Source organism: Neisseria brasiliensis, assembly GCF_009671065.1.
Lineage (GTDB): Bacteria > Pseudomonadota > Gammaproteobacteria > Burkholderiales > Neisseriaceae > Neisseria > Neisseria brasiliensis.
This window is the reverse complement of the sequence record NZ_CP046027.1, coordinates 309,162-334,273: the sequence shown is the minus strand read 5'-3', so window position 1 is coordinate 334,273 and position 25,112 is coordinate 309,162. Positions and strand designations below refer to the sequence as shown.

The 25,112-nt window shown below is 48.2% G+C and carries 24 protein-coding genes; 18 read left to right on the top strand and 6 right to left on the bottom strand.

Features of this window, described 5'->3' with window-relative positions; genetic code table 11:
* Nucleotides 1-141: 141 nt before the first annotated feature.
* A complete protein-coding gene (pta, locus tag GJV52_RS01800) occupies nucleotides 142-1,674 on the top strand; it encodes a phosphate acetyltransferase (RefSeq protein WP_095503539.1) in 1,533 nt (510 codons plus the stop codon).
* A 299-nt stretch (nucleotides 1,675-1,973) separates the two neighbouring features.
* Complete coding sequence (trmA, locus tag GJV52_RS01795; protein ID WP_095503540.1) at nucleotides 1,974-3,071, top strand: tRNA (uridine(54)-C5)-methyltransferase TrmA; 1,098 nt, start codon at nucleotides 1,974-1,976, stop codon at nucleotides 3,069-3,071.
* Nucleotides 3,072-3,148: 77 nt separating this feature from the next.
* Here trmA and lolA read toward each other — a convergent pair whose 3' ends face one another.
* Nucleotides 3,149-3,769, bottom strand: a complete 621-nt coding sequence (gene lolA / locus GJV52_RS01790) for an outer membrane lipoprotein chaperone LolA (protein ID WP_095503541.1) — start codon at nucleotides 3,767-3,769, stop codon at nucleotides 3,149-3,151.
* 303 nt (nucleotides 3,770-4,072) lie between these two features.
* Here lolA and GJV52_RS01785 point away from each other — a divergent pair, with 303 nt between their 5' ends.
* The 4 genes from GJV52_RS01785 to GJV52_RS01770 all read left to right on the top strand — a co-directional run bounded on the left by GJV52_RS01785 (nucleotide 4,073) and on the right by GJV52_RS01770 (nucleotide 8,670).
* Nucleotides 4,073-4,900, top strand: a complete 828-nt coding sequence (locus tag GJV52_RS01785) for a ferritin-like domain-containing protein (RefSeq protein WP_100564167.1) — start codon at nucleotides 4,073-4,075, stop codon at nucleotides 4,898-4,900.
* A 125-nt stretch (nucleotides 4,901-5,025) separates the two neighbouring features.
* Nucleotides 5,026-5,673, top strand: a complete 648-nt coding sequence (locus tag GJV52_RS01780; protein ID WP_095503543.1) for an HAD family hydrolase — start codon at nucleotides 5,026-5,028, stop codon at nucleotides 5,671-5,673.
* A gap of 74 nt (nucleotides 5,674-5,747) precedes the next feature.
* Entirely contained in the window at nucleotides 5,748-7,226 is a 1,479-nt protein-coding gene (locus tag GJV52_RS01775) for a hypothetical protein (protein WP_154212841.1), read from the top strand.
* A gap of 250 nt (nucleotides 7,227-7,476) precedes the next feature.
* A complete protein-coding gene (locus GJV52_RS01770) occupies nucleotides 7,477-8,670 on the top strand; it encodes an amino acid aminotransferase (RefSeq protein WP_100564179.1) in 1,194 nt (397 codons plus the stop codon).
* Nucleotides 8,671-8,727: 57 nt separating this feature from the next.
* Here GJV52_RS01770 and GJV52_RS01765 read toward each other — a convergent pair whose 3' ends face one another.
* Entirely contained in the window at nucleotides 8,728-9,147 is a 420-nt protein-coding gene (locus GJV52_RS01765; protein ID WP_095503545.1) for a YqaA family protein, read from the bottom strand.
* 215 nt (nucleotides 9,148-9,362) lie between these two features.
* Here GJV52_RS01765 and GJV52_RS01760 point away from each other — a divergent pair, with 215 nt between their 5' ends.
* Both GJV52_RS01760 and nhaC read left to right on the top strand, forming a co-directional pair.
* On the top strand, nucleotides 9,363-10,577 hold the full coding sequence (locus tag GJV52_RS01760; protein ID WP_100564161.1) for a sugar MFS transporter: 1,215 nt from the start codon (nucleotides 9,363-9,365) through the stop codon (nucleotides 10,575-10,577).
* 170 nt (nucleotides 10,578-10,747) lie between these two features.
* The gene (nhaC, locus tag GJV52_RS01755) at nucleotides 10,748-12,127 is read left to right on the top strand and encodes a Na+/H+ antiporter NhaC (RefSeq protein ID WP_100564159.1); all 1,380 of its coding nucleotides are present in this window, start codon (nucleotides 10,748-10,750) and stop codon (nucleotides 12,125-12,127) included.
* A gap of 21 nt (nucleotides 12,128-12,148) precedes the next feature.
* On the opposite strand, the gene GJV52_RS01750 is transcribed toward nhaC, so the two are convergent.
* Nucleotides 12,149-12,826, bottom strand: a complete 678-nt coding sequence (locus GJV52_RS01750) for an IS1595-like element ISNme3 family transposase (protein WP_095503842.1) — start codon at nucleotides 12,824-12,826, stop codon at nucleotides 12,149-12,151.
* A gap of 125 nt (nucleotides 12,827-12,951) precedes the next feature.
* Here GJV52_RS01750 and GJV52_RS13165 point away from each other — a divergent pair, with 125 nt between their 5' ends.
* Both GJV52_RS13165 and GJV52_RS01745 read left to right on the top strand, forming a co-directional pair.
* Nucleotides 12,952-13,206, top strand: coding sequence for a glycosyltransferase family 2 protein (locus tag GJV52_RS13165; RefSeq protein ID WP_229439469.1), 255 nt, complete (start codon nucleotides 12,952-12,954; stop codon nucleotides 13,204-13,206).
* Entirely contained in the window at nucleotides 13,203-13,760 is a 558-nt protein-coding gene (locus tag GJV52_RS01745; RefSeq protein WP_229439467.1) for a glycosyltransferase family protein, read from the top strand. Before GJV52_RS13165 ends, GJV52_RS01745 begins: the two co-directional genes overlap by 4 nt.
* Nucleotides 13,761-13,801: 41 nt before the next feature.
* Here GJV52_RS01745 and hemH read toward each other — a convergent pair whose 3' ends face one another.
* From hemH to GJV52_RS01730, 3 genes are all read right to left on the bottom strand, one after another.
* Nucleotides 13,802-14,815 (bottom strand): ferrochelatase, encoded by a 1,014-nt coding sequence (gene hemH / locus GJV52_RS01740; protein ID WP_100564158.1) that lies wholly within the window; start codon nucleotides 14,813-14,815, stop codon nucleotides 13,802-13,804.
* A gap of 403 nt (nucleotides 14,816-15,218) precedes the next feature.
* Nucleotides 15,219-16,334: a tRNA guanosine(34) transglycosylase Tgt gene (tgt, locus tag GJV52_RS01735; protein ID WP_100564156.1), complete on the bottom strand. Its 1,116-nt coding sequence runs from the start codon at nucleotides 16,332-16,334 to the stop codon at nucleotides 15,219-15,221.
* A 49-nt stretch (nucleotides 16,335-16,383) separates the two neighbouring features.
* Complete coding sequence (locus tag GJV52_RS01730; protein ID WP_095502649.1) at nucleotides 16,384-17,031, bottom strand: alpha-ketoglutarate-dependent dioxygenase AlkB family protein; 648 nt, start codon at nucleotides 17,029-17,031, stop codon at nucleotides 16,384-16,386.
* A 289-nt stretch (nucleotides 17,032-17,320) separates the two neighbouring features.
* Between GJV52_RS01730 and thrS the strand changes: the two genes are divergently transcribed.
* From thrS to GJV52_RS01690, 8 genes are all read left to right on the top strand, one after another.
* Nucleotides 17,321-19,228: a threonine--tRNA ligase gene (gene thrS, locus GJV52_RS01725; RefSeq protein WP_095502650.1), complete on the top strand. Its 1,908-nt coding sequence runs from the start codon at nucleotides 17,321-17,323 to the stop codon at nucleotides 19,226-19,228.
* A 68-nt stretch (nucleotides 19,229-19,296) separates the two neighbouring features.
* The gene (infC, locus tag GJV52_RS01720; protein ID WP_095502681.1) at nucleotides 19,297-19,818 is read left to right on the top strand and encodes a translation initiation factor IF-3; all 522 of its coding nucleotides are present in this window, start codon (nucleotides 19,297-19,299) and stop codon (nucleotides 19,816-19,818) included.
* A gap of 146 nt (nucleotides 19,819-19,964) precedes the next feature.
* Entirely contained in the window at nucleotides 19,965-20,162 is a 198-nt protein-coding gene (gene rpmI, locus GJV52_RS01715) for a 50S ribosomal protein L35 (protein WP_095502651.1), read from the top strand.
* A 12-nt stretch (nucleotides 20,163-20,174) separates the two neighbouring features.
* Nucleotides 20,175-20,534: a 50S ribosomal protein L20 gene (gene rplT, locus GJV52_RS01710; protein WP_100564154.1), complete on the top strand. Its 360-nt coding sequence runs from the start codon at nucleotides 20,175-20,177 to the stop codon at nucleotides 20,532-20,534.
* Nucleotides 20,535-20,836: 302 nt separating this feature from the next.
* Nucleotides 20,837-21,826: a phenylalanine--tRNA ligase subunit alpha gene (pheS, locus tag GJV52_RS01705; RefSeq protein ID WP_100564151.1), complete on the top strand. Its 990-nt coding sequence runs from the start codon at nucleotides 20,837-20,839 to the stop codon at nucleotides 21,824-21,826.
* A 112-nt stretch (nucleotides 21,827-21,938) separates the two neighbouring features.
* Entirely contained in the window at nucleotides 21,939-24,302 is a 2,364-nt protein-coding gene (gene pheT / locus GJV52_RS01700) for a phenylalanine--tRNA ligase subunit beta (protein ID WP_095502654.1), read from the top strand.
* 133 nt (nucleotides 24,303-24,435) lie between these two features.
* The gene (locus GJV52_RS01695) at nucleotides 24,436-24,738 is read left to right on the top strand and encodes an integration host factor subunit alpha (protein ID WP_003675494.1); all 303 of its coding nucleotides are present in this window, start codon (nucleotides 24,436-24,438) and stop codon (nucleotides 24,736-24,738) included.
* The gene (locus GJV52_RS01690) at nucleotides 24,722-25,042 is read left to right on the top strand and encodes a hypothetical protein (RefSeq protein WP_095502655.1); all 321 of its coding nucleotides are present in this window, start codon (nucleotides 24,722-24,724) and stop codon (nucleotides 25,040-25,042) included. Before GJV52_RS01695 ends, GJV52_RS01690 begins: the two co-directional genes overlap by 17 nt.
* Nucleotides 25,043-25,112: the final 70 nt, after the last annotated feature.

Genomic DNA, 25,112 nt, shown 5'->3' with positions numbered 1-25,112 from the left:
TAAGCTAAAAATTTTATCTGATTTCAAACAAAGTTAAGTCGATTTAACCTGAAATTCCGTTGTAATCGGTGTAAACCGCTGCGCTGAAGTGCTAAAATAGGCGCGAATTTATCTTTTTTATCCCCACGAAAAGGAACAAACATGTCAAACGTATTGGTTGTACCCGTTTCCGCCCGCATCGACAGCTGGGCGACCACTCAGGCTTTGGCGGCTGCATTGCCGAATGCCCAAGCCCTGCGCGCATTAGATGAAAACGGCTTTGGCGAAAAGCTGTTGGCGCAAGGTAAAAGCGACGACTGGTTGGACGCGCTGGTGGGCAAAATCAGCGAAATGAACGCGGAAAACGTGGTCATTAAAGGCATTCGTCCAAATGCGGATAAAGTATTCTTGGCCACCAAAAACTTTGAATTGGCCTTGTCGTTGGATGCAGCGGTGGTGTTTGCTGTGGGCGCGTGCGACGAAGAAAACGAATTGTGCGAAACCGACGTTGACGACATCGTGCAAAAATTGAATCTGGCTAAGCAATCTTACATCACCGCGCCGGGTGTATTGGCCGGTTTCGTGTTGGACAATGCCGCACCGGGCGTGGGCAAAGCCGCTGCCGAGCAAACCGGTTTGACTTTCTTTGGTTCAACCGAGCAATTGGGCGATGTGAACGAGTTGGCCAACCGCGGCCGCAACCGCTTATCACCATCACAATTCCGCGTGAACATGATGGACACCGCCCATAAAGCCAACAAACGCATCGTGTTGCCGGAAGGTGCCGAGCCGCGTACCGTGCAAGCGGCGGCGATTTGTCATGAAAAAGGCATTGCCCGCTGCGTATTGCTGGCGCCGCGTGCCGAAGTGGAAGCTGTGGCCAAAGAGCGCCACATCAACTTGCCGGATTCTTTGGAAATCATCGATCCTGCCGATTTGATTGAGCAATACGTTGCGCCGATGTGCGAATTGCGTAAGAGCAAAGGTCTGACCGAAGAGCAGGCGCGTGAGCAGCTGCAAGATACCGTAGTGTTGGGTACCATGATGATGGCGCAAAACGATGTGGACGGCTTGGTTTCCGGCGCCGTGCACACCACCGCCAACACCATCCGTCCGGCATTGCAACTGATTAAAACCGCACCGGGCGCGAGCTTGGTATCGAGCATTTTCTTCATGTTGCTGCCAAACCAAGTTTTGGTGTACGGCGACTGCGCGGTCAATCCGAACCCAACGCCTGAACAATTGGCCGACATCGCCATTCAGTCTGCCGATTCAGCCAAAGCCTTCGGTATCGAGCCGAAAGTAGCGATGATTTCTTACTCAACCGGCACTTCCGGCGCCGGCCCTGACGTAGAAGCCGTGGCACAAGCCACCCAAATTGCGCAACAAAAACGCCCTGATTTGGCGATTGACGGCCCATTGCAATACGATGCCGCTACCGTACCAAGCGTGGCCAAATCTAAAGCACCAAACAGCGCGGTTGCCGGTCAGGCGACTGTGTTGGTGTTCCCGGATTTGAACACCGGCAACTGTACTTACAAAGCCGTTCAACGCAATGCCAACGTATTGAGCGTGGGTCCAATGCTGCAAGGTTTGCGCAAGCCGGTAAACGACTTGTCGCGCGGCGCATTGGTTGACGACATCGTGTACACCATCGCGCTGACTGCCATCCAAGCAGCGCAAATGGAAGCCTAATCGCTTGAAATCGCGATAAACTTCATCAAGGCCGTCTGAAAAGTTTCAGACGGCTTTTTGTTTGGCATAATTGGTTTTAGACGACTATATCCACATATATGTGGTGCAATCTATCCCAATTCGCGACCGAATTTTCTGTGTAATCCTTGTGGATAAATCAGATGATGGTTTGAAAACAAAAGAGAAAATTAAGCTGCTTAAATAATAAGCAATAAACTATCCCAAAGCCTGAAGCCATGTTTTCAGACGGCCTATTGGGTTATAATCCGAGCCTAATCCCTACACAGAGCCAAAAAAGAATGAGTGCTTACCAACAGCAGTTAAACGACAAAATCCGCTATTTAACAGAATTATTCCAAGGGTTCGATTTTCCCGAAATCCAAGTATTTGAATCGCCGGAACAACATTACCGTATGCGTGCAGAATTCCGCGTGTGGCACGAAGGCGACGAGATTTTTTACGCCATGTTCGAGCGCGGACAAAAGGCCAGCGGCGCGAGCTTGGTGCGTTGCGACCAATTTGCTGCCGCCGATACCGCCATCAACGCCTTAATGCCGCGCCTGATTGCGGCAGTCAACGAACAGCCGATTTTGAAAAACCGTTGGTACGCAGTCGAATTTTTGGCCACGCTCAGCGGCGAAATGTTGGTCACCATGATTTACCACAAAAAGCTCGATGCCGAATGGGAGGCTGCCGCGCGCGCCTTGCAAGAGCAATTGGGCGTGTGGATTATCGGCCGCAGCCGTGGGCAAAAGCTGGTGTTGACCCAAGATTTCGTCACCGAAACCTTGCGTGTCGGCAATCAAGATTTCCATTACCGCCAAATCGAAGGCAGCTTCACCCAGCCCAATGCGCGCGTGTGTGAAAAAATGCTGGCATGGGCGTGTGAATCCGCAGAAGGTCTGGGCGGCGATATGCTCGAGCTTTATTGCGGCAACGGCAATTTCACCCTGCCTTTAGCCAAGCAGTTCCAACGCGTATTGGCGACCGAAGTCTCGAAAACATCGGTCAACGCCTCGCTGTGGAACATCGAAGCCAACCAAAGTCACAACGTCAAAATCGCCCGATTGTCGGCCGAAGAATTTACCGAAGCCTACACCCAAAACCGCGAATTCCGCCGCCTGCAAGAGCAGGGCGTGGTGCTGGCCGATTATCGGTTTTCCACCATCTTCGTCGATCCGCCCCGCGCCGGTATTGATGACGAAACATTGAAACTCGTAGCGCAATTTGACAACGTGATTTACATTTCCTGCAATCCCGAAACCTTGCGCAGCAATCTCGAGAAGCTCACGCAAACCCACAGCATCGAACGTGCGGCATTGTTCGACCAATTCCCATTTACGCACCATATTGAAAGCGGTGTGTTGTTGAAATGGAAAACACAACGCATGGCTTAAGGTAAGTTGCTAAAACCACAGGATATACATCAAAAGGCCGTCTGAAATCTTTCAGACGGCCTTTAAACTTAAATAAATTAATTACTTAACACATCAACACCCTTAGGCGGGGTGAATTTGAATGCGTTGCGCGACAGATTAGGTTTGGTGTTCAAGCCACTGAAGTTAATCGTGGTTTGGTTGCCGAAGCTGTCTTTCAATTGCATGGCAGCCAAGGTGTCGCCTTTGAAGCCGATGCGGATGTATTGATAGCCGGCGTTGTTTTTCTTGGGTGTGGCCAAAACGTAATCAATGCCATTGGCTGAACCGTCTTCTTTCAGCGTGTAGCTGCTGTCAAGAGCGGTTTTGTTGGACAAAATCGCGGCAGGGCTGTCGCCGATGGCTTGGTTTTGTGATGATTTGGTCACTTGGGCTAAATCGACATCGTAAAGCCAGATGGTTTTGCCATCGCCGACGATGGTTTGTTTGTAAGGCTTGGTGTATTCCCATTTAAACAGACCCGGGCGCAGGATTTGGAATGTGCCGTGGGTGGTTTGGGTTTTCTTTTTGCTTTTGACGGTTTGGCTGAAGTTGCCGCTGATGCCGTCTGAATCGCTGTTGAATTTTTTCAGGGCATCTACTGCACCTGCTTGAGCCAAGCCGATGGCTGCGCTCATGCTGACAGCTGCAATCCATTTCAAAAGGGTTTGTTGTTTCATACTGCGTTTCCTTCGTTTAGGGGAAGATGGCTTAAGTATAGGCGTAATTTCGCGGCTTACAAGGGGCGGTATGCGCATTTAATTTTTGTAAAGGTGTGAATTTGAGTTTAGGGAGTTGAATCTTGGTTGTTTTTATGTGGTTAAGCGGATATTTTTTCACATTTTTTTAATTCCGGAATGGTAGGAAAAGCGGCATTTACGTTGTGCTTTACACAACAATGCATGAAGATTGGTATAAAGACTAGGCCGTCTGAAAAAGGGTGTCACGTTATAATAGGAGCTTCCATCGTTTTGAGAAACATCATGCCTTACAGCCCTTATGCTTTGCTTGAGCGTGCTTTGCTATCCAGTGATCCCGATGAGAAAAGCGCGTTGACCAATCAATTGTTTGCCGAAATCCAACATGCCGAGTTAATTGATGACGGCACGCATCCGCCGTTGGACTTTCGTTTTGCCGGTCGGCCGCAAAAGCCGGATTTGGTGCCTGCTTCGGCGGTAAAGCCGCGCAAGATGACCACGCCGGAAGGGTATGGTGCGCTGTTGCACGCGATTGCGCATATTGAATTTAATGCCATCAATCTGGCTTTAGACGCGGCTTATCGTTTCCGTCTGCTGCCGACGCAGTTTACCCGCGATTGGATACAGGTGGCGAAAGAAGAAGTTTACCATTTCAACCTGATGCGTGATCGTTTGCGCCATTATGGTTTTGATTATGGCGATTTTGAGGCGCACAATCATTTGTGGGACATGGCTTATAAAACCGCTTATGATCCCTTACTGCGCATGGCCTTGGTGCCGCGCGTGTTGGAAGCGCGTGGTTTGGACGTGACACCGGGGATTCGTGCCAAAGTAGAGCAGCGCGGCGATGCGGAAACCTGTGCGGTGTTGGACATCATTTACCGCGATGAAGTCGGCCATGTGCAATTTGGTAATCATTGGTATCAGTATTTATGCCGCGAACGCGGTTTGGAACCGATTGCTTTATTCCGCCAATTGATTGCGCGTTACGATATGTTTATTTTCCGTGGTTATGTGAATATCGAAGCGCGGGAAAAGGCAGGTTTTAGCGCATTTGAACTGGCGATGCTGGAAGATTTTGAGAAAAGCTTGAAAGCAGGAAAGGCCGTCTGAAAAGCAAGTGTGCCATTTGTAAAACGGTTGCCGATATGCGCAGGGCGAACATCATTAAAATCTGTTAAAATATGCCGTCTGAAGTTTACATCTGTTCAGACGGCCTTTTTTTATAAGGAAGATTCATGACCCAAGCCGTATTATTCGACTTAGACGGCACACTTGCCGACACCGCGCTGGATTTGGGCGGTGCATTGAATTTTGTATTACGCGCCAATGGTTTGGCCGAGAAAACGATGGATGAAATCCGCCCGTTCGCCAGTCATGGCGCTAATGGTTTGCTGAAAATGGGCGCGGGTATTACGCCCGAGCATCCCGAGCATCCGCAATGGCGGCAGGCTTTTCTTGACCGCTATGATGAATGCTATGCCGATGAAACCATGTTGTTTGAAGGGGTAAACGATTTACTGCGCGAACTCGATCAACGCGGCTTGGCATGGGGCATCATCACCAATAAGCCGGCGCAGTTTACCGATAAATTGGTGCCTAAGCTTGGTTTTGCCGTGCCGCCTGCGGTGGTGGTAAGCGGCGATACTTGCGGCGTGGCCAAGCCGAATGTGAAACCGATGTTGCACGCGTGCGAGCAAATCGACGTGAAGCCCGAAGATTGCGTGTATTTGGGCGATGCCGAACGCGATATGCAGGCAGCCAAAAATGCCGGTATGAAAGCGGTGTTGGTTAATTGGGGCTATATCGCCGAAACCGACGACACAGAAGCGTGGTTGCAAGACGCGCGTATTGATAGGCCGATGGATTTATTGGCCATTTTGTAAAACAAACCAATGCCGTCTGAAACATTCAGACGGCCTTTAGCATAAATTAAACCATACAAAACAAAGTATCTAAAATGGATGTTATTTTAATCATAGGGTTGATTGTATTACTGATTGTGGCTTTGGCCGTGATATTGAGTTGGGCGGAACGACGTAAAAAAGCCAAGCTTGAGGCCGAAAAGCAGCTCGAGCAGGAAAATGCGTTGTCGCGTCAGGCGGCGAAAGAAAAAATGCAGGTGGCGGTGGTGGCCAATCACGGCGATGAACCATTGGAAACAGACCAAGCCGATATTTCCGACAACGATTTAAATAAAATCAAAGCGGCTTACGCCAAATTTGAAAAAGACGTGTTGGCATGGGAAACCAAGCTGCAAGTGAAATCGGAATTTTCTGGCGATGAAGAAGCATTAATCCGCAAAGAGCAGCTCAAATACCGCATGTATTTTGAAGAAGCATTTTATGAAAAACACGGCAATTCAATCACTTCTCAAGAATGGCGCCAATGGACAGATGCTTTTAGCGAATTGCTCGAACGCCATGCCCGCCTGATTGCAGAAGAAGAATTGCCAAGCGAAGATGATGAAGAGGAAGACGAAACAGTAGAATCTGTTGAAACCGAAACATTTAATAAAACGCCGTCTGAAACACCATCACAACAGATGCCGTCTGAAAATCATCAAGCGGCTGAAGTAGAAGAAGTGGCATCCAATCAAGCAGCATTGGCCGAAGCCGAAACTTTGCCAGCTGCCGACCAAGACGTGGTTGAAGTTGAAACCGTTGCATCAACAACGCCACAAGCAGCCGTTGCCGCAGCAGAGCGTAATACACCGACCGCGCCACTGCGTGCTGCCGTTTTCCCGGCTAGTTTCACTGCTGCCGATGAACCGCGTGCCGAAGTGGATGAAGACGAACTCAAAGGCCGCGAGCGCGAATTGTGGGAATATGCCAACCGCCGCAATTTGTCTAAGCGCGAAGCAGGCGACCGCTATGAACGCTATCTCGGCTATCTTTATGAGCGCGCAGGCTGGCGCGTGGAATATTACGGCTTAACTGAAGGTGTGGCCAATTCTAATCGCGGCATTGATTTGATTTGCGAAAAAGACGGCATCACTCATTTCGTGCAAACCAAATATTGGAGTAATGGCGTGGTGGCCAAAACCAATGTCAATAATGTCATCGACCGCATCGTGAAAAACATGCAGAGCATCATTGATAAACGCGCTATTCGCGGTGATGTACAGGCGGTGTTGGCCGCCAAACCGAAATTATCCGAGCAGGTAGCGGCTTATGCGCAAGAGCAGGGCGTGTTGCTGCTGGATGATTTAACGCTGCAGGCGTATCCGCTGGTGAAATGTCATACCGGCAAACGCGGCAGCAAAAAATATTTCCTGCCTTATTTAGCGGATAAAAATCCGGCCAAATACGAAGAAATTCGCCAAGGCGCATGGGAGCCGTATGATTTGGTGCGAATGGATATGGCCAATGGTGATGTGTATGTCCACACCATCGAAGAAGCCGAAAACTTGGGCTATAAATACAGCAACCGCGCTTAAATTTCAAAAAAGCACACTGATTTGAAGTGTGCTTTTTTTGTGGCAAAAAGATTGCAGCAAAAAGGTTGCAGTTTGTCGGCATAAAGTGAAATCCGGTTTTCAGACGGCCTGAAAAGTCGTAAAATTTTAAAGGTTACTGTTTCACATTATCATTTTTTATGGCGGGTTAAACTTGAATCAAAGTTGGGCAGAAATGCGCCGTCACTTTATCCAAACGATCCGCGATCTTCAAATCAAAGCGAGCAAACACATGTTTTTTGATACCATTCAAGCCGCGCCTGCTGACCCGATTTTGGGCTTGGGCGAAGCGTTTAAAGCCGAAACCCGTCCTGAAAAAGTCAATCTCGGCATCGGCGTCTATAAAAACGCCCAAGGCGAAACCCCGATTGTCAAAGCCGTAAAAGAAGCGGAAAAACGCTTGCTGGACACCGAAACCAGCAAAAACTACCTGACCATCGACGGTGTGGCCGAATACAACGCGCAAACGCAGATTCTGTTGTTTGGCGCCGACCACGAAATCATCGCCAGCCGCCGCGCCAAAACCGCACAAAGCTTGGGCGGCACCGGCGCATTGCGCGTGGCTGCCGAATTGGCCAAACGCCAGTTGGGCGTAAAAAAGGTTTGGATTTCCAATCCGACTTGGCCGAACCACAATGCCATTTTCAAAGCCGTCGGCATTGAAGTGTGCGATTACCGCTATTACAACGCGGCTGAACACAAGCTGGATTGGGACGGCCTGATTGCAGACTTGAGCCAAGCCGAAAAAGGCGATGTGGTGCTGCTGCATGGCTGCTGCCACAACCCGACCGGTATCGACCCAACGCCTGAGCAATGGGATAAACTGGCGCAAATGTCGGCAGAAAAAGGCTGGTTGCCACTGTTCGACTTTGCTTATCAAGGCTTTGGCAACGGTTTGGAAGAAGATGCTTATGGTTTACGCAGCTTCTTGAAATGCAATAAAGAGTTGCTGATTGCCAGCTCGTATTCAAAAAACTTCGGCATGTATAACGAGCGCGTAGGTGCGTTCACCGTGGTGGCGGAAAATGAAGACATCGCCAACCGCGTTCACAGCCAAGTCAAAACCATCATTCGTACGCTGTACTCAAATCCGGCTTCACACGGTGCCAATACGATCGCGCTGGTGTTAAAAGATGCCGATTTGAAAGCACAATGGATTGCCGAGCTCGACGAAATGCGCGGCCGCATCAAAGCCATGCGTGAGAAATTTGTTGAACTATTGAAAGCCAAAGGCGCGACACAAGATTTTGATTTCATTATCGAACAAAACGGCATGTTCTCATTCAGCGGCTTAACCCCTGAACGGGTCGACCGCTTGAAAAATGAATTTGCCATCTATATCGTGCGCTCAGGCCGCATCAATGTGGCCGGTATGACCGATGACAATATCGACTATTTGTGTGAAAGCATTGTGAACGTGCTGTAAGCATTTCCGATATGATCAAGGCCGTCTGAAACGAAAAGTTTCAGACGGCCTTTTGTTTTACGTGTAGATAATCAGCCCTTGTATGCCCCACAAAATCACCGCATAGCGCAATAATTTGCCAATCAATAAAATCACAGCACATTTTAGCCAATTTAATCTTAACCAACCTGCGGCAATTGGCAGCGCATCGCCGATAATTGGCACCCAAGCCAACAACAGCGTCCATGTGCCATAGCGTTCAAACCAGCGCATCACTTTTTCAGACGGCCTTTTTTTATCAGGCAGCAATCGACCCATGCCGTATGAAACCATGCTACCCAAGCCATTAAATAAGCCTGCACAAAGCCATCCACCCCAAGCATGAACAGGAAATTGGTGCGCAAATACGGCAAACGCAGCTTCGGATGTGCCGGGCAAAATGGTGGCGGAAGTGAAAGCGGAAAAAGCCAAGGGAATGTAAGCGTAAAGTAAAGACATGTTGAAATTATTCTGTAGGAATATAACGATGAAAGTGGGCTGTAAGCAGTTCAAACAACAATATTATTTGATTTACCACAATTTTATGGCAATTCTGACAAAATTGCAGAAATAATGGTTTGCAAAATAACAAAATATCAGTATGATTTCATCTTAAATTAACGTAAGTTAACTGTATTAATTTAATTTGATTACAATAAGACGAAAGGCACCTCATGTCTGCGCAAACTCATAAAGGCAATACCCCGGCTTTAACGGTATTGGGTTCTCTCTTCTTCATGCTGGGTTTCATCACCTGCATGAATGATATTTTGATTCCTCATTTGAAAGAAATTTTCAACCTGACTTATGTACAGGCGATGTTGATTCAATTTTGTTTCTTCAGCGCGTATGCGATTATGTCGATTCCGATGGGTCATTTTGTTGAAAAATTCGGCTACAAAACCGGTGTGATTGGCGGTTTTGTCGTAGCAGCGGTAGGTTGTTTGCTGTTCTATCCAGCCGCCGGCAGCCACTCTTATGCGGTATTTTTGGGCGCTTTGTTTATTTTGGCCAGCGGTATTGTATTGCTGCAAGTGGCGGGTAACCCTTATGTAACCTTGCTTGCGCCAAAAGGCAAAGAGTCAACCACTCTGACCTTGATTCAGGCGTTTAACTCATTGGCGACCATGATTGCGCCGCCGCTGGGCGCAATGTTGATTTTTGTGGACGCAACTGCTTCTGAAGCCGAACGCATTTCTTCTGTGCAAATCCCTTACTTGGGCTTGGCCGGCTTTATGTTGTTGCTGGCGGTGGCTGTTGCCATGATTAAGTTGCCGGATGCGCGCAAAATCGCTCAAGAAGAAACCGAAGCCAATCACGACGGTAAAACCAGCGTGTGGCAATACAAACACATGGTATTCGGTGCGGCCGGTATTTTCTGCTACGTGGGTGCGGAAGTAGCCATCGGCTCAATGATGATTAACGCTTTGGAAGCCTTGGCCGGCTTGAACCACAGTACTGGCGCAGCATACTTGTCGATTTACTGGGGCGGCGCGATGGTGGGTCGTTTCGTAGGTTCGGCTTTGATGAACAAAATTGCGCCAAACAAATATCTGGCCTTTAATGCAACTGTAGCCATTTCGTTGATTATTATTGCGATTTTGGCAGGTGGTGGTGCTGTAACCATGTGGGCATTGTTGCTGATCGGTTTCTTCAACTCAATTATGTTCCCGACCATCTTCTCTTTGGCAACCAAAGGTTTGGGCAAATTCACCGGCACTGCTTCCGGCGTGATTTGTACCGCGATTGTGGGTGGTGCGATTGTACCGGTGGTACAAGGTTGGGCGGCCGATACTTATGGCCTGTTGCCTTCTTACATCGTATCGGCAATCTGCTATGTGTACATCGTTTTCTTTGCAGTAAAAGGCTACAAAGCCGACGAAGCATAAAACCGGTTTGTTTTCAAAAGGCCGTCTGAAATTCAGACGGCCTTTTTGTTTGCAGGGTAATCATCTCATGATGATATTTTGATGAAAACATGCGACTAAGGTAAAAATTTGTTTGTAAAATGACGTAAACCCGATAAAATGCCAAATGTCTCAAAGATAGGAAACAGAATATGTTCAGCTTTAAATCACTGCTCGACATGCCGCGCTTAGAAGCGGTGGTAGTGGCGGTTTTACTGGTGGCCATGATGGGCTATACCATTATTTCACTCGGCTGGCTGCCGCACATGTCGATTATCAGCGCGATTATTGCCCTGATTTTGTATGGCTTGTGTCGCGGTTTGAAATACAACGACATGCAAAACGGCATGATTCAGGCCATCAGCCAAGGTATGGGCGCGGTGTATCTGTTTTTCTTTATTGGGTTGATGGTGAGCGCGCTGATGATGAGCGGCGCGATTCCAACGCTGATGTATCACGGCTTCGGCTTGATTTCTCCGACTTATTTTTACTTCTCGGCGTTTGCCTTGTGTTCGGTGGTCGGTGTGGCGGTGGGCAGCAGTTTCACCACCTGCGCCACAGTCGGTGTGGCCTTTATGGGCATTGCCACCGCGTTTGAAGCCAATCTGGCGATGACCGCTGGTGCCATTGTGTCAGGCGCGTTTTTCGGCGATAAAATGTCGCCTTTGTCGGACACCACCGGTATTGCCGCTTCGATTGTCGGCATTGATTTGTTTGAACACATCAAAAACATGATGTACACCACCATTCCGGCCTGGTTGATCAGCGCGGCCTTGATGTTGTGGGTGTTGCCGACGGTAGCGATTGATGATTTGAACAATATTGAAAATTTCCGCAATGCCTTGGAAGCCACAGGCTTGGTGCATTTGGATTCGCTGATTCCGTTTGCTTTGCTGGCGGTATTGGCGATGATGCGCGTGAACGCAGTGGTATCAATGATTTTCTGTACCATTGCCGCTTTGGTGGTCACGTATTTCCACAGCAGCCCTGATTTGCAGCAATTGGGCGCATGGTTCTTCGGCGGCTACAAGCTGGAAGGCGAGCAATTTAAAGACATTACCCGCCTGATTTCACGCGGCGGCTTGGAAAGTATGTTCTTCACGCAGACCATCGTGATTTTGGGCATGAGCTTGGGCGGTTTGCTGTTTGCCTTGGGCGTGATTCCGGCTTTGCTCGACATTATCCGTAATTTCCTGACCAACATCAGCCGCGCCACCTTCAGCGTGGCAGCCACATCTTTGGGCGTGAATATTTTGATTGGCGAGCAATACTTGAGTATTCTGCTTGCCGGTGAAACTTTCAAGCCGGTTTATGACAAACTCGGCCTGCACCAGCGCAATCTGTCGCGCACGCTGGAAGATGCGGGCACGGTCATCAATCCTTTGGTGCCTTGGAGCGTGTGCGGCGTATTTATTAGCCAAACCTTGAATGTGCCGGTGTGGGAATACTTGCCGTTTGCCTTCTTCTGCTATTTGAGCCTGATTTTGACGCTGGTTTTTGGTTGGACAGGTTTGACCCTGACTAAAAAATAAGGGGCTTAGGAAGCAAAAATATTAAATTGGGTTATTTCGAAGCATCTTCATTAATATTTTACCTAAATCTTCATGCCGGTGGTTAAACCTAAACTCCGTTTCTTTGAGATGCAGATAAAACATCTCTTTGGAAATACCATGAAATTTAGCCAAACGCCCCTTAGCATAACTCCAAAAAGATTCAATACCATTGATATGTTGCTTTCCTCGAGCAAACTCATTGGAACCATGATGGACACGGTAATGCTTCTCATAGCCCATATCGACAAGACCGTCATATGCTTTCCAGCCGTCAGTATTGATTTCACTGTCAGCAGATATGTGACCGCGTATGACCTTGATTAGTGAGGCTTTCGAAGCGTCGGGAACGATTTCCGTATAGACCACGCCATTGCGTTTCAGTATGCCAAATACGATGGTTTTACCTGACGCTCCGCGACCGCGCTTACCCCTGATACGTCGCGCACCAAAGTAAGATTCATCTAATTCGACCACACCGGACAGTGGTGAGCTTTGTTCGCACAGAGCAGCAATCCTGTGTCTGATTTTCAGGAAAATAGGATTGATACTGCGTACACTAATGCCGGTCATTTTAGCAGTATCGGAAGCGGTCAAATCAAGAGCAAAACAGCGGATTATTTCTCTAAACTTTTGCTCTGAAATTTTGCTGAACTTTTGATACTTATTTTTTAGTTTCATATTAGGAGCTTATCAGGTTTTTTGATGATTTTGCTTCCTAAGCCCCAAAATAATATTGACAACAAAGGCCGTCTGAAAATAAAACAAGTATTTTCAGACGGCCTTTTGATTGAAAAGAACCCACAATGCAACCCAGTTTAGATGTCATTATTCCTTGTTACAACGCCGCTGCAACCTTAGAGACGGCGGTCAAAAGCGCATTAAGGCAAGCCGAAGTGCAAAATGTATGGCTGGTCGATGATGCGTCTACCGACAATACGCGCGATGTGATGGCGGCTTTGGCTGCGCAATATCCACAAGTGCGCACCGAATATTTGGCGCAAAACGGTGGGGCAGCGAGGCGCGCAACTGGGGTGCGCTGCAAAGCCAAGCCGATTTGATTGCGTTTTTGGATGCTGATGACGAATATGAGCTGCAGGTGCTGACCGCTGCCTACATAGCCTTGGCACAATTTTCCTATCTCGGTATGGTGCGTTTGAAATGCAGCCCGATTGGCTTTCCGGCGCATTATCTGCAACATGCCGATTTTGCCCAAGCATGGCAGCGGCTTGAAATGACCGTAGGCGGCAATATAGTGTGTCGCCGCAGCATTTTTCTGGCAGCCGGTGGTTTTCCGCAAGATGCCTTGTTTCGTCAGTTTGGTGGCGAAGATGTCGCACTTGGCATTGCTTTTACCCGCAGCAGCGTGGTGGGCACTTTGTTCGGCAAGCATGATGCTGCGGTGCGCCATATTTACCGCTCGGGCATTCATGCGGAAAGATTGCTGGATTCGGCGCTTTACGGTAAAAGCATCGATGGTTTAACCGAAGCACACCGCCAACAAGCGGAAGCGGTGACCGACAGTATTTGCCGCCGTCTGGCTGAAGTTAAGGCGCACGGTGCATTCGAACAAAGCGGCATCATGGCGCTCACCACAACGTATCAAAATCAATAATAAAAGGCCGTCTGAAAAATATTTTTTCAAACGGCCTTGTACTATTCTACCCAACCTTGTAAATTCTTTTTCGCCAATTCGGCCAGCGCATTCACCCATGCCGGACTATCGTTTAAGCACGGAATAAACTGATATTGTTTGCCACCGGCTTCGTGAAATTGTTCGCGTCCCATCAGGGCGATTTCTTCCATGGTTTCCAAACAATCGGCCAAGAAGCCCGGGCAGAACACATCTAATTTGGTCACGCCTTGTTTGGGCAATTCATTAAACAAATCCTGCGTGCTCGGCCCCACCCATTTAGCCTTGCCGAATTGGCTTTGGAACGAAACGATGTATTCGTTTTCACTCAAGCCCAAGGCTTCAGCCAGCAGTTTGGCGGTGTGGTGGCATTCTTTCGGGTAAGGGTCGCCATCATCATGATTTTTCTGTGGAATGCCGTGGAAACTCAGCATCAGTTTCTCGCCGCGGCCATGTTCCGCCCAATAAGCTTGGATATGCTGTTTCATTGCTTCGATGTAGCCGGCATCATCATAAAAACGCGATACGGTGCGCACGCTCATTTGGTTGCGCTGTTGCAGCAACTCGGCAAGCACCTTATCCAAGGCCGCGCCGGTGCTCGAAGCAGCATATTGTGGATACAGCGGAATCACCAACACATTGCCCACGCCTTGATTTTTTAATTCCTGCAACACTTCCGGCACACCCGGATTACCGTAAGTCATGGCATGGCGCACGATGACATTGGGCAGCGCCGCCGCCAATGCCTTGGTTTGACGTTCGGTATAAACTGCTAAAGGTGAGCCTTCTTTAAACCAGATTTTTTCATAACCATGCGCGCTTTTTTTCGGGCGCAAAGTCAACACCAAACAGCGCAAAATTGGTTGCCAAATCAGTTTCGGCAATTCCACCACACGCTGGTCAGACAAAAAATCCTTCAAATACGGGCGCACGGCTTGCGCGGTCGGCGCATCGGGTGTGCCTAAATTCATCAAGACCACGGCGGTTTTGTTTTGCTGCTCGTAAAAAAGGGTAGGTTCGGTTAAAAAATGCGGCATGGCTGGCTTTCGCGAAAAAAGGAAGTGAGAAATTATAGCAATAAAAAGGCCGTCTGAAAGTGTAATTGGGTTTTCAGACGGCCTTTTTGGGTTTAACTATGACACGGAGACCTTTGTAAGACTTAATTTAAACCAAGAAAGCTATGCTCGTCATTCCCGCGTCGGCGGGAATCCAGACTTATCGGCTTCAGGAATATTTAGCTATTACAGTAATTTGAAGTTCTAGATTCTCGCCGGCGCGGGAATGACGATTTAAAGATTTCTAAAGATTTACGAGTTTTACAAAAGTCTCACGTTGTTTGTTGATGAGGGTATGATGAATCAGATGGAAAATTATGCGTTAAAGCCGTCTGAAACAGAATTTTTCAGACGGCCTTGCTCTTTTATTTGCTGCTTAAACTCATCAATCCACACCGCGTGCGCGGTTTTCATGGAACTGAGCCTGCCAGTCGCTAAACTTGCCTTGCTCGATGGCTTCACGCATTTCGGCCATGATCACTTGGTAGAAGTGCAGGTTGTGAATGGTGTTCAGTTGCGCGCCTAAGATTTCGCCGACTTTATGCAAATGGTGCAGATACGAGCGGCTGAAGTTTTGGCAGGCATAGCAGGTGCAGGATTCGTCGATGGGGCGGTTGTCGAGGCGGTGTTTGGCGTTTTTGATTTTCAAATCACCAAAGCGGGTAAACAGCCAGCCGTTGCGGGCGTTACGGGTCGGCATCACGCAGTCGAACATGTCTACACCGTGCGCCACGCCGTACACTAGGTCTTCCGGTGTGCCAACGCCCATCAGGTAATGCGGTTTGTGTTCGGGCAGAATCGGACCGACGGCACGCAACATGCGGTACATTTCGGGCTTGGGTTCGCCCACAGATAAACCGCCAATGGCCAAGCCAGGGAAGTCGAATTGTTCCAAGCCGCGTAGGGATTCTTCGCGCAAGTCTTCATACATCGCGCCTTGCACAATGCCGAATAGGGCGTTGGGGTTGTTTAAGTCTTCAAAGGCTTTTTTGCTGCGTTCTGCCCAGCGCAGACTCATTTGCAGCGATTTTCGGGCTTGCTCGTGGCTGGCTTCACCGGGTGTGCATTCGTCCAACTGCATCACAATATCGGAATTCAACACCGTTTGAATTTTCATCGAAATTTCGGGCGATAGGAATAATTTGTCACCGTTAATCGGGCTTTTGAAGGTGCAGCCTTCTTCGGTAAGCTTGCGCATGTCGGACAGGGAAAACACTTGGAAGCCGCCTGAATCGGTGAGAATCGGTTTGTCCCAGCCGATAAATTGGTGCAGGCCGCCGAATTGTTCGATGACTTCCAAGCCGGGGCGCAGCCATAAGTGGTAAGTGTTGCCCAAGATGATTTGGGCGTTGATGTCGTGCAGGTTTTGCGGCGTCATGGCTTTAACCGAGCCGTAGGTGCCGACCGGCATGAATACGGGGGTTTCGATTTTGCCGTGGTTCAGTTCAAGGGTGCCGCGGCGGGCGAGGCCGTCTTTTTTGTGCAGGGTAAATTTCAACATGGGTGAAGCGTGTTCGGATAAATAAATAATTATAACTGATAAGCGTTTATTAGGGTGTGCTTAAGTAAATGTCGGAATGAAAGGTGCGGAAGGTCAGGTTAATGCGCGGTGCGGTGATTTTGGTGCTTTTCATCACGGCGTGACGCCAATGCTGTTGGGTTTGACCGCGCATGACGATTAATTGGCCGTGCTGTAGCATCAATTCGCGTTTTTCGGCAGTGTGTTTGTGTTTGAATGCAAATTTTCGGGTAGCACCGAGGCTGAGTGAGGCGATGATGGATTCATTACCTAATTCTTTTTCGTCGTCGCTGTGCCAGCCCATGCCTTCGAGGCCGTCTGAATATAAGTTGAGCAAACAGGAATTGAATACGGTCGGGCTGATGGCTTGAAGGTGTTGTTCGATGGTGTGTTTGAGGGAAAGTAAAGTCGGGTGCCAAGGCAGGGCAATGCGACGGATACCGGAGTAGGTGTAGCCAAAAGTATGGTCACCATACCAAGTCACTTGGCGTGCGGTGGTGATGTGTTTGCCGTAAATAATGGCTTCATCGTGTTGCCAAGGAATATTGTGCAGCAATTCTTCAAATAAATCATCGGCTTCTTGAGATTTTAAAATCACGCCGAAATCGTTGACTATGCCATCATAGGGCAGCAGATTGTCTGCGGGGGATGAGATTTGGAATAGGTCGAATGGGTTCATAAAGAAATTTGAATGGTTAATGAATGATTGTGCGTGTTTTTCAGACGGCCTTGAGATGATTTGTACCCTTGCTGCAACAGGCGTAGGCGATATGCCCCGCATTTGGTCGGTAGCTTGCTAATTAATTGGCAGGCATTATATAATTTACAAGATTAGCTTTTTGATTGTGTATCGAATAAAAACGCCAACCACAATCATGATATTAAACCAGCTTTCAGGCAGTTTGCGTTGTTGAATAAATATAATGAATCATGCCGTCTGAAAAATTACTTACCACTCGGAGTTTTGAATGTTGAACATTACCTTGCCTGACGGTTCCGTCCGCCAATATGAATCACCTGTAACCGTTGCCCAGATTGCGGCATCGATTGGTGCAGGTTTGGCGAAGGCGACAGTGGCCGGTAAAGTCAACGGCAAATTGGTGGACGCTTGCGACCCGATTACCGAAGATTCAAGCGTGCAAATCATCACCCCTAAAGACAAAGAGGGTGTGGAAATTATCCGTCACTCGTGCGCCCACTTGATTGGCCACGCAGTGAAGCAGCTTTATCCGAATGCCAAAATGGTGATTGGTCCGGTGATTGAAGACGGTTTCTACTATGACATCGCGACTGAAAAACCGTTCACGCCGGAAGATGTGGCCGCCATCGAAAACCGCATGAAAGAATTGATTGCGCAAGATTACGATGTGGTCAAAATCATGACTCCACGCGAAGAAACCGTCAAAATCTTTGCCGATCGTGGTGAAGAATACAAACTGCGCCTGATTGAAGACATGCCTGAAGTAGAAGCGATGGGCATGTATCACCATCAAGAATATGTGGACATGTGTCGCGGCCCACACGTGCCGAATACGCGTTTCCTGAAAAACTTCAAGCTGACCAAATTGGCCGGTGCTTACTGGCGTGGCGACAGCAACAATGAAATGCTGCAACGCATCTACGGCACAGCATGGGCAAGCAAAGACGAATTAAAAGCTTACATCCAGCGCATTGAAGAAGCGGAAAAACGCGACCACCGCAAGCTGGGTAAACAATTAGATTTGTTCCATCTGCAAGATGAAGCGCCGGGCATGGTGTTCTGGCATCCGAAAGGCTGGGCATTGTGGCAAGCGATTGAGCAGCATATGCGCAAAGAGCTGGATGCGGCCGGTTATAAAGAAGTGAAAACCCCGCAGATTATGGACAAAACCTTCTGGGAGCAATCCGGCCACTGGGACAACTACAAAGACAATATGTTCCTGACCAACTCGGAAAAACGCGAATACGCCGTGAAGCCGATGAACTGCCCAGGTCATGTTCAGATTTTCAATAACGGCTTGCGCTCTTACCGCGATTTGCCAATGCGTTTGGCCGAATTTGGTTCGTGTCATCGTAATGAACCAAGCGGTGCCTTGCATGGTCTGATGCGTGTGCGTGGTTTCGTGCAAGATGATGCGCATATTTTCTGTACTGAAGACCAAATCGTAGAAGAAGCGCGCGCGTTTAATGAATTGTTGGTGCGTATTTACAAGCAATTCGGCTTTCATGATGTGGCAGTAAAATTGTCGTTGCGCCCTGAAAAACGTGCCGGTTCCGATGAAGTTTGGGATAAGGCCGAGCAAGGTTTGCGCGATGCATTGACTGCTTGTAACGTAGAATGGGAAGAATTACCGGGCGAAGGTGCATTCTATGGCCCGAAAATCGAATACCATGTGAAAGATGCCTTGGGTCGTTCATGGCAGTGCGGTACTTTGCAGCTTGACTTCGTCTTGCCGGAGCGCTTGGATGCCGAATACGTCACCGAAAACAACGACCGCGCCCGTCCGGTAATGTTGCACCGCGCGATTTTGGGTTCGTTGGAGCGCTTTATCGGTATTTTGATTGAAAACCATGCCGGTTCGTTCCCACTGTGGTTGGCGCCGGTGCAGATGGTGATCATGAACATCACCGAAAAACAAGCCGATTATTGCCGTGAAGTGGCCGCTAAATTGCAAGCAGCCGGTTTGCGTGTTGAGTTGGATTTGCGCAACGAAAAAATCGGCTACAAAATCCGCGACAACAGCCAATACCGTTTCCCATACCAAATTGTGGTTGGCGACAAAGAAATGCAAGACGGCAAAGTGGCCGTACGCCGTAAGGCAGAAGATTTAGGTTCGCTGAATTTGGATGATTTCATTGCGCAATTGCAGCAAGAAATCGCCGAATCAGTGGCATAATTGATTTTTAAACAAGAGCCCGCTTGCAAAGCAGGCGGGCAACAATACTAATTTTTAGAAGGAGTATTATCATCGCTCAAGAACGCGAAGCACGAATCAACGGCGAAATCACCGCCAAAGAAGTGCGATTAATCAGTGATTCAGGCGAACAGCTTGGTGTTGTGTCTGTCCGTGAGGCTTTGGCTATGGCCGAAGAGCAGGATGTGGATTTGGTAGAGATTTCTCCTACCGCTAAGCCGCCTGTGTGCAAACTCATGGATTTTGGTAAATACAAATACCAACAAGCCAAAAAGCGCGACGAAGCCAAGAAAAACCAGAAGCAGGTGCAGATTAAAGAAATCAAATTCCGTCCGGGTACCGATGAAGGCGATTATCAAATCAAAATGCGCAACATCAACCGCTTCTTGGAAGATGGCGACAAGGTAAAAGTAACCTTGCGTTTCCGCGGTCGCGAAATGGCGCACCAACAATTAGGCGCACAACTTCTCGAGCGCGTGAAAGAAGAATTGGCTGAAGTGGCTCAAATCGAATCTTTCCCGAAAATGGAAGGTCGCCAAATGGTCATGATGATTGCGCCAAAGAAAAAATAAAGTTATAATGCTTGGCTTACTTCGGTTGCTGCACGAAGTAAGCTTATATTTGGCAGCAAAAACCGTGGTGTTTGGGATACAAGTGTTTGAAATCCATGATTTCAAAGCCCCTCATGCCTTATCTAAAAACAAATGGAGTTTTCCCCATGCCTAAAATGAAAACCAAGTCTAGCGCGAAAAAACGCTTTAAAGTACTGGGTAACGGTGGTGTAAAACGCGGTCATGCGTTTAAAAGTCACATCCTGACCAAAAAAACCACTAAAACGAAACGTCAATTGCGCGGCACCTCTATGGTGAATGAGCGTGATTTGGCAGCTGTTGCTAAAATGTTACCTTACGCTTAAGGAGTTTAAAGTATGCCACGCGTAAAACGCGGTGTTACCGCTCGTGCTCGTCACCAAAAAATCTTCGCTTTAGCCAAAGGCTATCGCGGTCGTCGTAAAAATGTATACCGTGTTGCCAAGCAAGCGGTAATGAAAGCCGGTCAATACGCTTACCGTGACCGTCGCCAACGCAAACGTCAATTCCGTCAATTGTGGATCGTGCGTATTAATGCCGGTGCCCGTGAAAACGGTTTGTCTTACAGCAAATTCATGAATGGCCTGAAACGCGCGTCTATCGAAATCGACCGCAAAGTATTGGCTGACTTGGCTGTATTTGACAAAGCTGCATTCGCACAATTGGTTGAAAAAGCAAAAGGTGCTTTGGCCGCTTAATGCGACAAGCTTGAAAAAGGAAACTTCGGTTTCCTTTTTTTATGGTTTAAAGAAATCCTATGTAATTGATTTTTCTTCTTTAAAGCCTGTTTTTTTGGTGTAAATTGCGTTAAAATGGTAGCCGTTTCAGCCGGTTTGGGCATAAGCCTTTTGAACCGGCTATATTAAACGGATTGGCCGTTGCAAGATTTATCAGGCCGTCTGAAAAAGGTAGCAGGAATCACGATTCTTCATCCTTTCAGACGGCCTCATCATTTCAAAACTTCAATCATCAACTTCTAGACGATAGACAAAAGATTATTATGGAAAATGTAAACCGCATTGTTGCCGAGGGCATTGCCGCCGTAGAAGCCGCGGCAGATTTTAACGCCTTGGAACAAGTGAAAGCCCGCTACATGGGCAAAACCGGTGAATTGACCGGCTTGTTGAAAACCTTGGGTCAAATGTCGCCGGAAGAGCGCAAAACTATTGGTGCCCACATCAACGAATGCAAAAACCAGTTTCAGACGGCCTATAATGTAAAACGCGATGCCTTGAACGAAGCCAAATTGCAGGCACAATTGGCAGCGGAATCGTTGGACGTGACCTTACCCGGTCGTGGCCAAGCGCTTGGTGGTTTGCACCCTGTGACCCTGACTTTGCAGCGTATTGTTGAATTGTTTGAAGGTATTGGCTTTGAAGTGGCTGATGGCCCTGAAATTGAAGACGATTTCCATAATTTCCAAGCCTTGAATATTCCGCAAAACCATCCAGCGCGCGCCATGCAGGATACGTTTTATGTGGAAAACGGCGATGTGTTGCGTACGCACACGTCACCGATTCAAATCCGCTATATGCTGGATAAGAAAAATCCGCCTATCCGCATTATCGCCCCAGGTCGTGTTTACCGCGTTGACAGCGATGCCACACATTCACCGATGTTCCATCAGGCTGAAGGTTTGTGGGTAGAAGAAGGCGTGACTTTTGCCGATTTGAAAGCCGTGTTTACCGATTTTATCCGCCGCTTCTTCGAGCGCGATGATATGCAGGTGCGTTTCCGCCCATCGTTTTTCCCGTTTACCGAGCCTTCTGCCGAAATCGACATCATGGCGGAAAACGGCAAATGGTTGGAAGTCGGTGGCTGCGGTATGGTGCATCCGAACGTGTTGAAAAACGTCAACATTGATCCGGAAAAATACACCGGTTTCGCTTTCGGTATCGGCTTAGACCGTTTCGCCATGTTGCGTTACAACGTCAACGATTTGCGTTTGTTCTTCGACAACGATTTGAACTTCTTAAAACAGTTTAAATAATATTCAGATGGCCTGAAAAGATAAATAGGCCGTCTGAAAAAACGTTCCCTTCATTGATTGCTGTCTGAAACCTTTATTTTCAGACGGCCTGAAAAAAGCTAGAGAAAACATCATGCAATTTTCTTATTCTTGGCTCAAAACACAAGCCAATCCTAATTTGTCGGCCGATGAGCTGGCGCATTTATTGACCATGGCCGGTTTGGAAGTGGAAGAAACCGAAACGGCTGCACCGGCATTTAGTGGCGTAGTTGTAGCTGAAGTGAAATCGGTGGAAAAACACCCTGATGCCGACCGCTTAAATGTAACCAAAGTCGATGCCGGTACCGGTGAATTGATTCAAATCGTGTGTGGTGCGCCGAATGTGAAGCCGGGCATTAAAGTGCCGTGTTCTTTGCCAGGCGCGGTATTGCCGGGTAATTTCAAAATTAAGCCGACCAAGATGCGTGGTGTAGAGTCTAACGGTATGCTGTGTTCAACCGATGAATTGGGCTTGCCGGATGACGGCATGGACGGTTTGCATATTTTGCCGGCCGATGCCCCTGTTGGCACCGACATCCGCGAATATTTTGATTTGGACGACACGGTTTTCACACTGAAAATCACGCCTAACCGTACCGACTGCTTGAGCATAAAAGGCATCGCGCGTGAAGTCTCTGCGTTGACGCAATGCGTGTTTAATCCGGTGGCGATTCAGACGGCCTCTGTGCAACACGATCACAAACAAGCCGTGCGCATTGAAGCGCCTGAAGATTGTGGTCGCTTTATCAGCCGTGTGATTGAAAACGTGAATGCCAAAGCAGAAACGCCTGCTTGGATGAAACACCGCTTGGAACGCAGCGGCGTACGCTCGGTATCGGCTTTGGTCGATATCGGCAACTATGTCATGTTGGAAATCGGCCAACCTATGCATGTGTTTGATGCCGATAAAATCAACGGCAGCATCATTGTGCGCCGTGCCCAAAACGGTGAAGCGCTGGAATGTTTGAACGAAAAAACCGTGACCTTGTCCGACAATACTTTAGTAATTGCCGATGAAAAAGGCGTATTGAGCATGGCCGGTTTGATGGGTGGTGAGGGCAGCGCGGTTTCGGATGAGACCACCCGCATTGTGCTGGAAGCGGCGTACTTTAATCCGGTAACCATTTCCGGTAAATCACGCCAATACGGCTTTGGCTCGGATTCTTCATTCCGCTTTGAGCGTGGTGTGGATTGGCAGCTGCAAGCTGATGCGATTGAGCGTGCGACTGAATTGGTGCAGCAAATCTGTGGCGGTGAAGCCGGTGAAATGGTGGAAGCGCAAGGCCAATTGCCGCAAGCCAAACAAGTGGAAATCCGTTTGGCGCGCTTGGAAAAAATGCTCGGCGTGAGCGTACCTGCCGAACAGGTTGAAACCATTTTGCAACACTTGGGCTTGAATCCGGTGAAGTCGGCCGAAGGCTTTACGGTTACCGCGCCAAGCTTCCGTTTTGACATTGAAATTGAAGCGGATTTGGTTGAAGAAATCGGCCGCGTGTACGGCTATGAAAACATTCCTGACGAACATACTTCAGGCCGTCTGAAAATGTTGGCATTGCCGGAAACCAAACGTCCACGTTTTGCCGTTTACAACGAAATGGCGGCGCGCGGTTATCAAGAAGCAGTCAGCTATGCGTTTGTCGATGAGCAATGGGAGCAGGATTTTGCCGCCAACACCAATCCGATTCGTCTGCAAAACCCATTGGCGGCGCAATATGCGGTGATGCGATCGACCTTAATCGGCGGTTTGGTGGAAATTCTGCAAAACAATTTAAACCGCAAGCAAAACCGCGTGCGTGTGTTTGAAATTGCCCGTGTGTTCAGCAAAGATTCAGACGGCCAATTCCAGCAAAAAGAACGCATCGGCGGCTTGTGGTATGGCTCGGTTACGCCGGAACAATGGGGTGAAAAAGCGCGTACTGTTGATTTTTACGACATCAAGGCCGATGTGGAAAACCTGCTTAAAGATAAAGCAGTGACCTTTCTTAAAGCCGAACATCCGGCCTTGCATCCGGGACGCACCGCCAATATTGTTTTAGACGGCATGGTGATTGGTTTTGTTGGCGAATTGCATCCGAAATGGTTGCAAAAATACGACTTGCCACAAGCCACTCTGGTGTTTGAAATTGATATGGATGCGGTATTGGGACGTGAAAAAACACGTTATCAAGCCGTTTCTAAGTTCCAAGCTGCGCGCCGCGATTTGGCGTTTGTGGTACCGGAGGGCATGAGTCATGATGAATTGTTGGCCGCTTTGAATGCCAAAGCCAATGCCTTGGTGCAGGAAATCAGCCTGTTTGACGTCTATCGTGGTGCCGGTTTGCCGGAGGGTACGAAGAGCATGGCGGTGAAAGTGATTCTGCAAGATATGGAAACCACCTTAACCGATGAAGTGGTTGAGCCTTTGATGGCGAAGCTGGTGGAATCGGCTACGGCCATCGGTGCACAATTGCGTGGCTAATCTGATTTGCATCATTAAAGTGCCAAATGCTGAAAAATCAAACGGTAAATTCTGTTTGATTTTTCAGTTTGGTACTTGAATTTTAAGAAAAAATTAGTAATAATCTGCTCCTATTAAAAAAGAAGGTAAGAACATGACATTAACTAAAGCCGAGTTGGCCGATATTTTGGTAGACAAAGTCAGCAACGTGACCAAAAACGATGCCAAAGAAATCGTCGAACTCTTTTTTGAAGAAATCCGCAGCACTTTGGCGCGCGGCGAAGAAATCAAAATTTCCGGTTTCGGTAATTTCCAATTACGCGACAAACCGCAACGTCCGGGTCGTAACCCGAAAACCGGTGAAGAAGTGCCGATTACAGCGCGCCGAGTGGTGACGTTCCATGCCAGCCAAAAACTCAAAGGCATGGTGGAGCATTACTATGACAAACAACGCTAATCTGTCGATTCCTGCAAAACGTTATTTTACGTTGGACGAAGTGTGCCAATTGGTACAAATCAGTCCGGAAGAGTTTGCCCAATGGCAATATGAAAATGGTGTGGTTGTCGGCTATGGGGGTGATCGCTATACCCGTTCTGATGTGGTGAAGTTGTTGAAATTAAAAGACACTTTTTTACCTTATGTAGAAGAGCAGCCGCAAGAAGCGCTGGATGCCAATGGTCAGCCTGCTGCTGATACTGATGAAATCCGACAAGGATTGAAAAACGTGTTGGCCGATTTGGAGACCATTTTGGCAAAATAATAAAAAACCGAGAAATGACAATTTCTCGGTTTTTTATTGAAAAGGCCGTCTGAAAATGTTTCAGACGGCT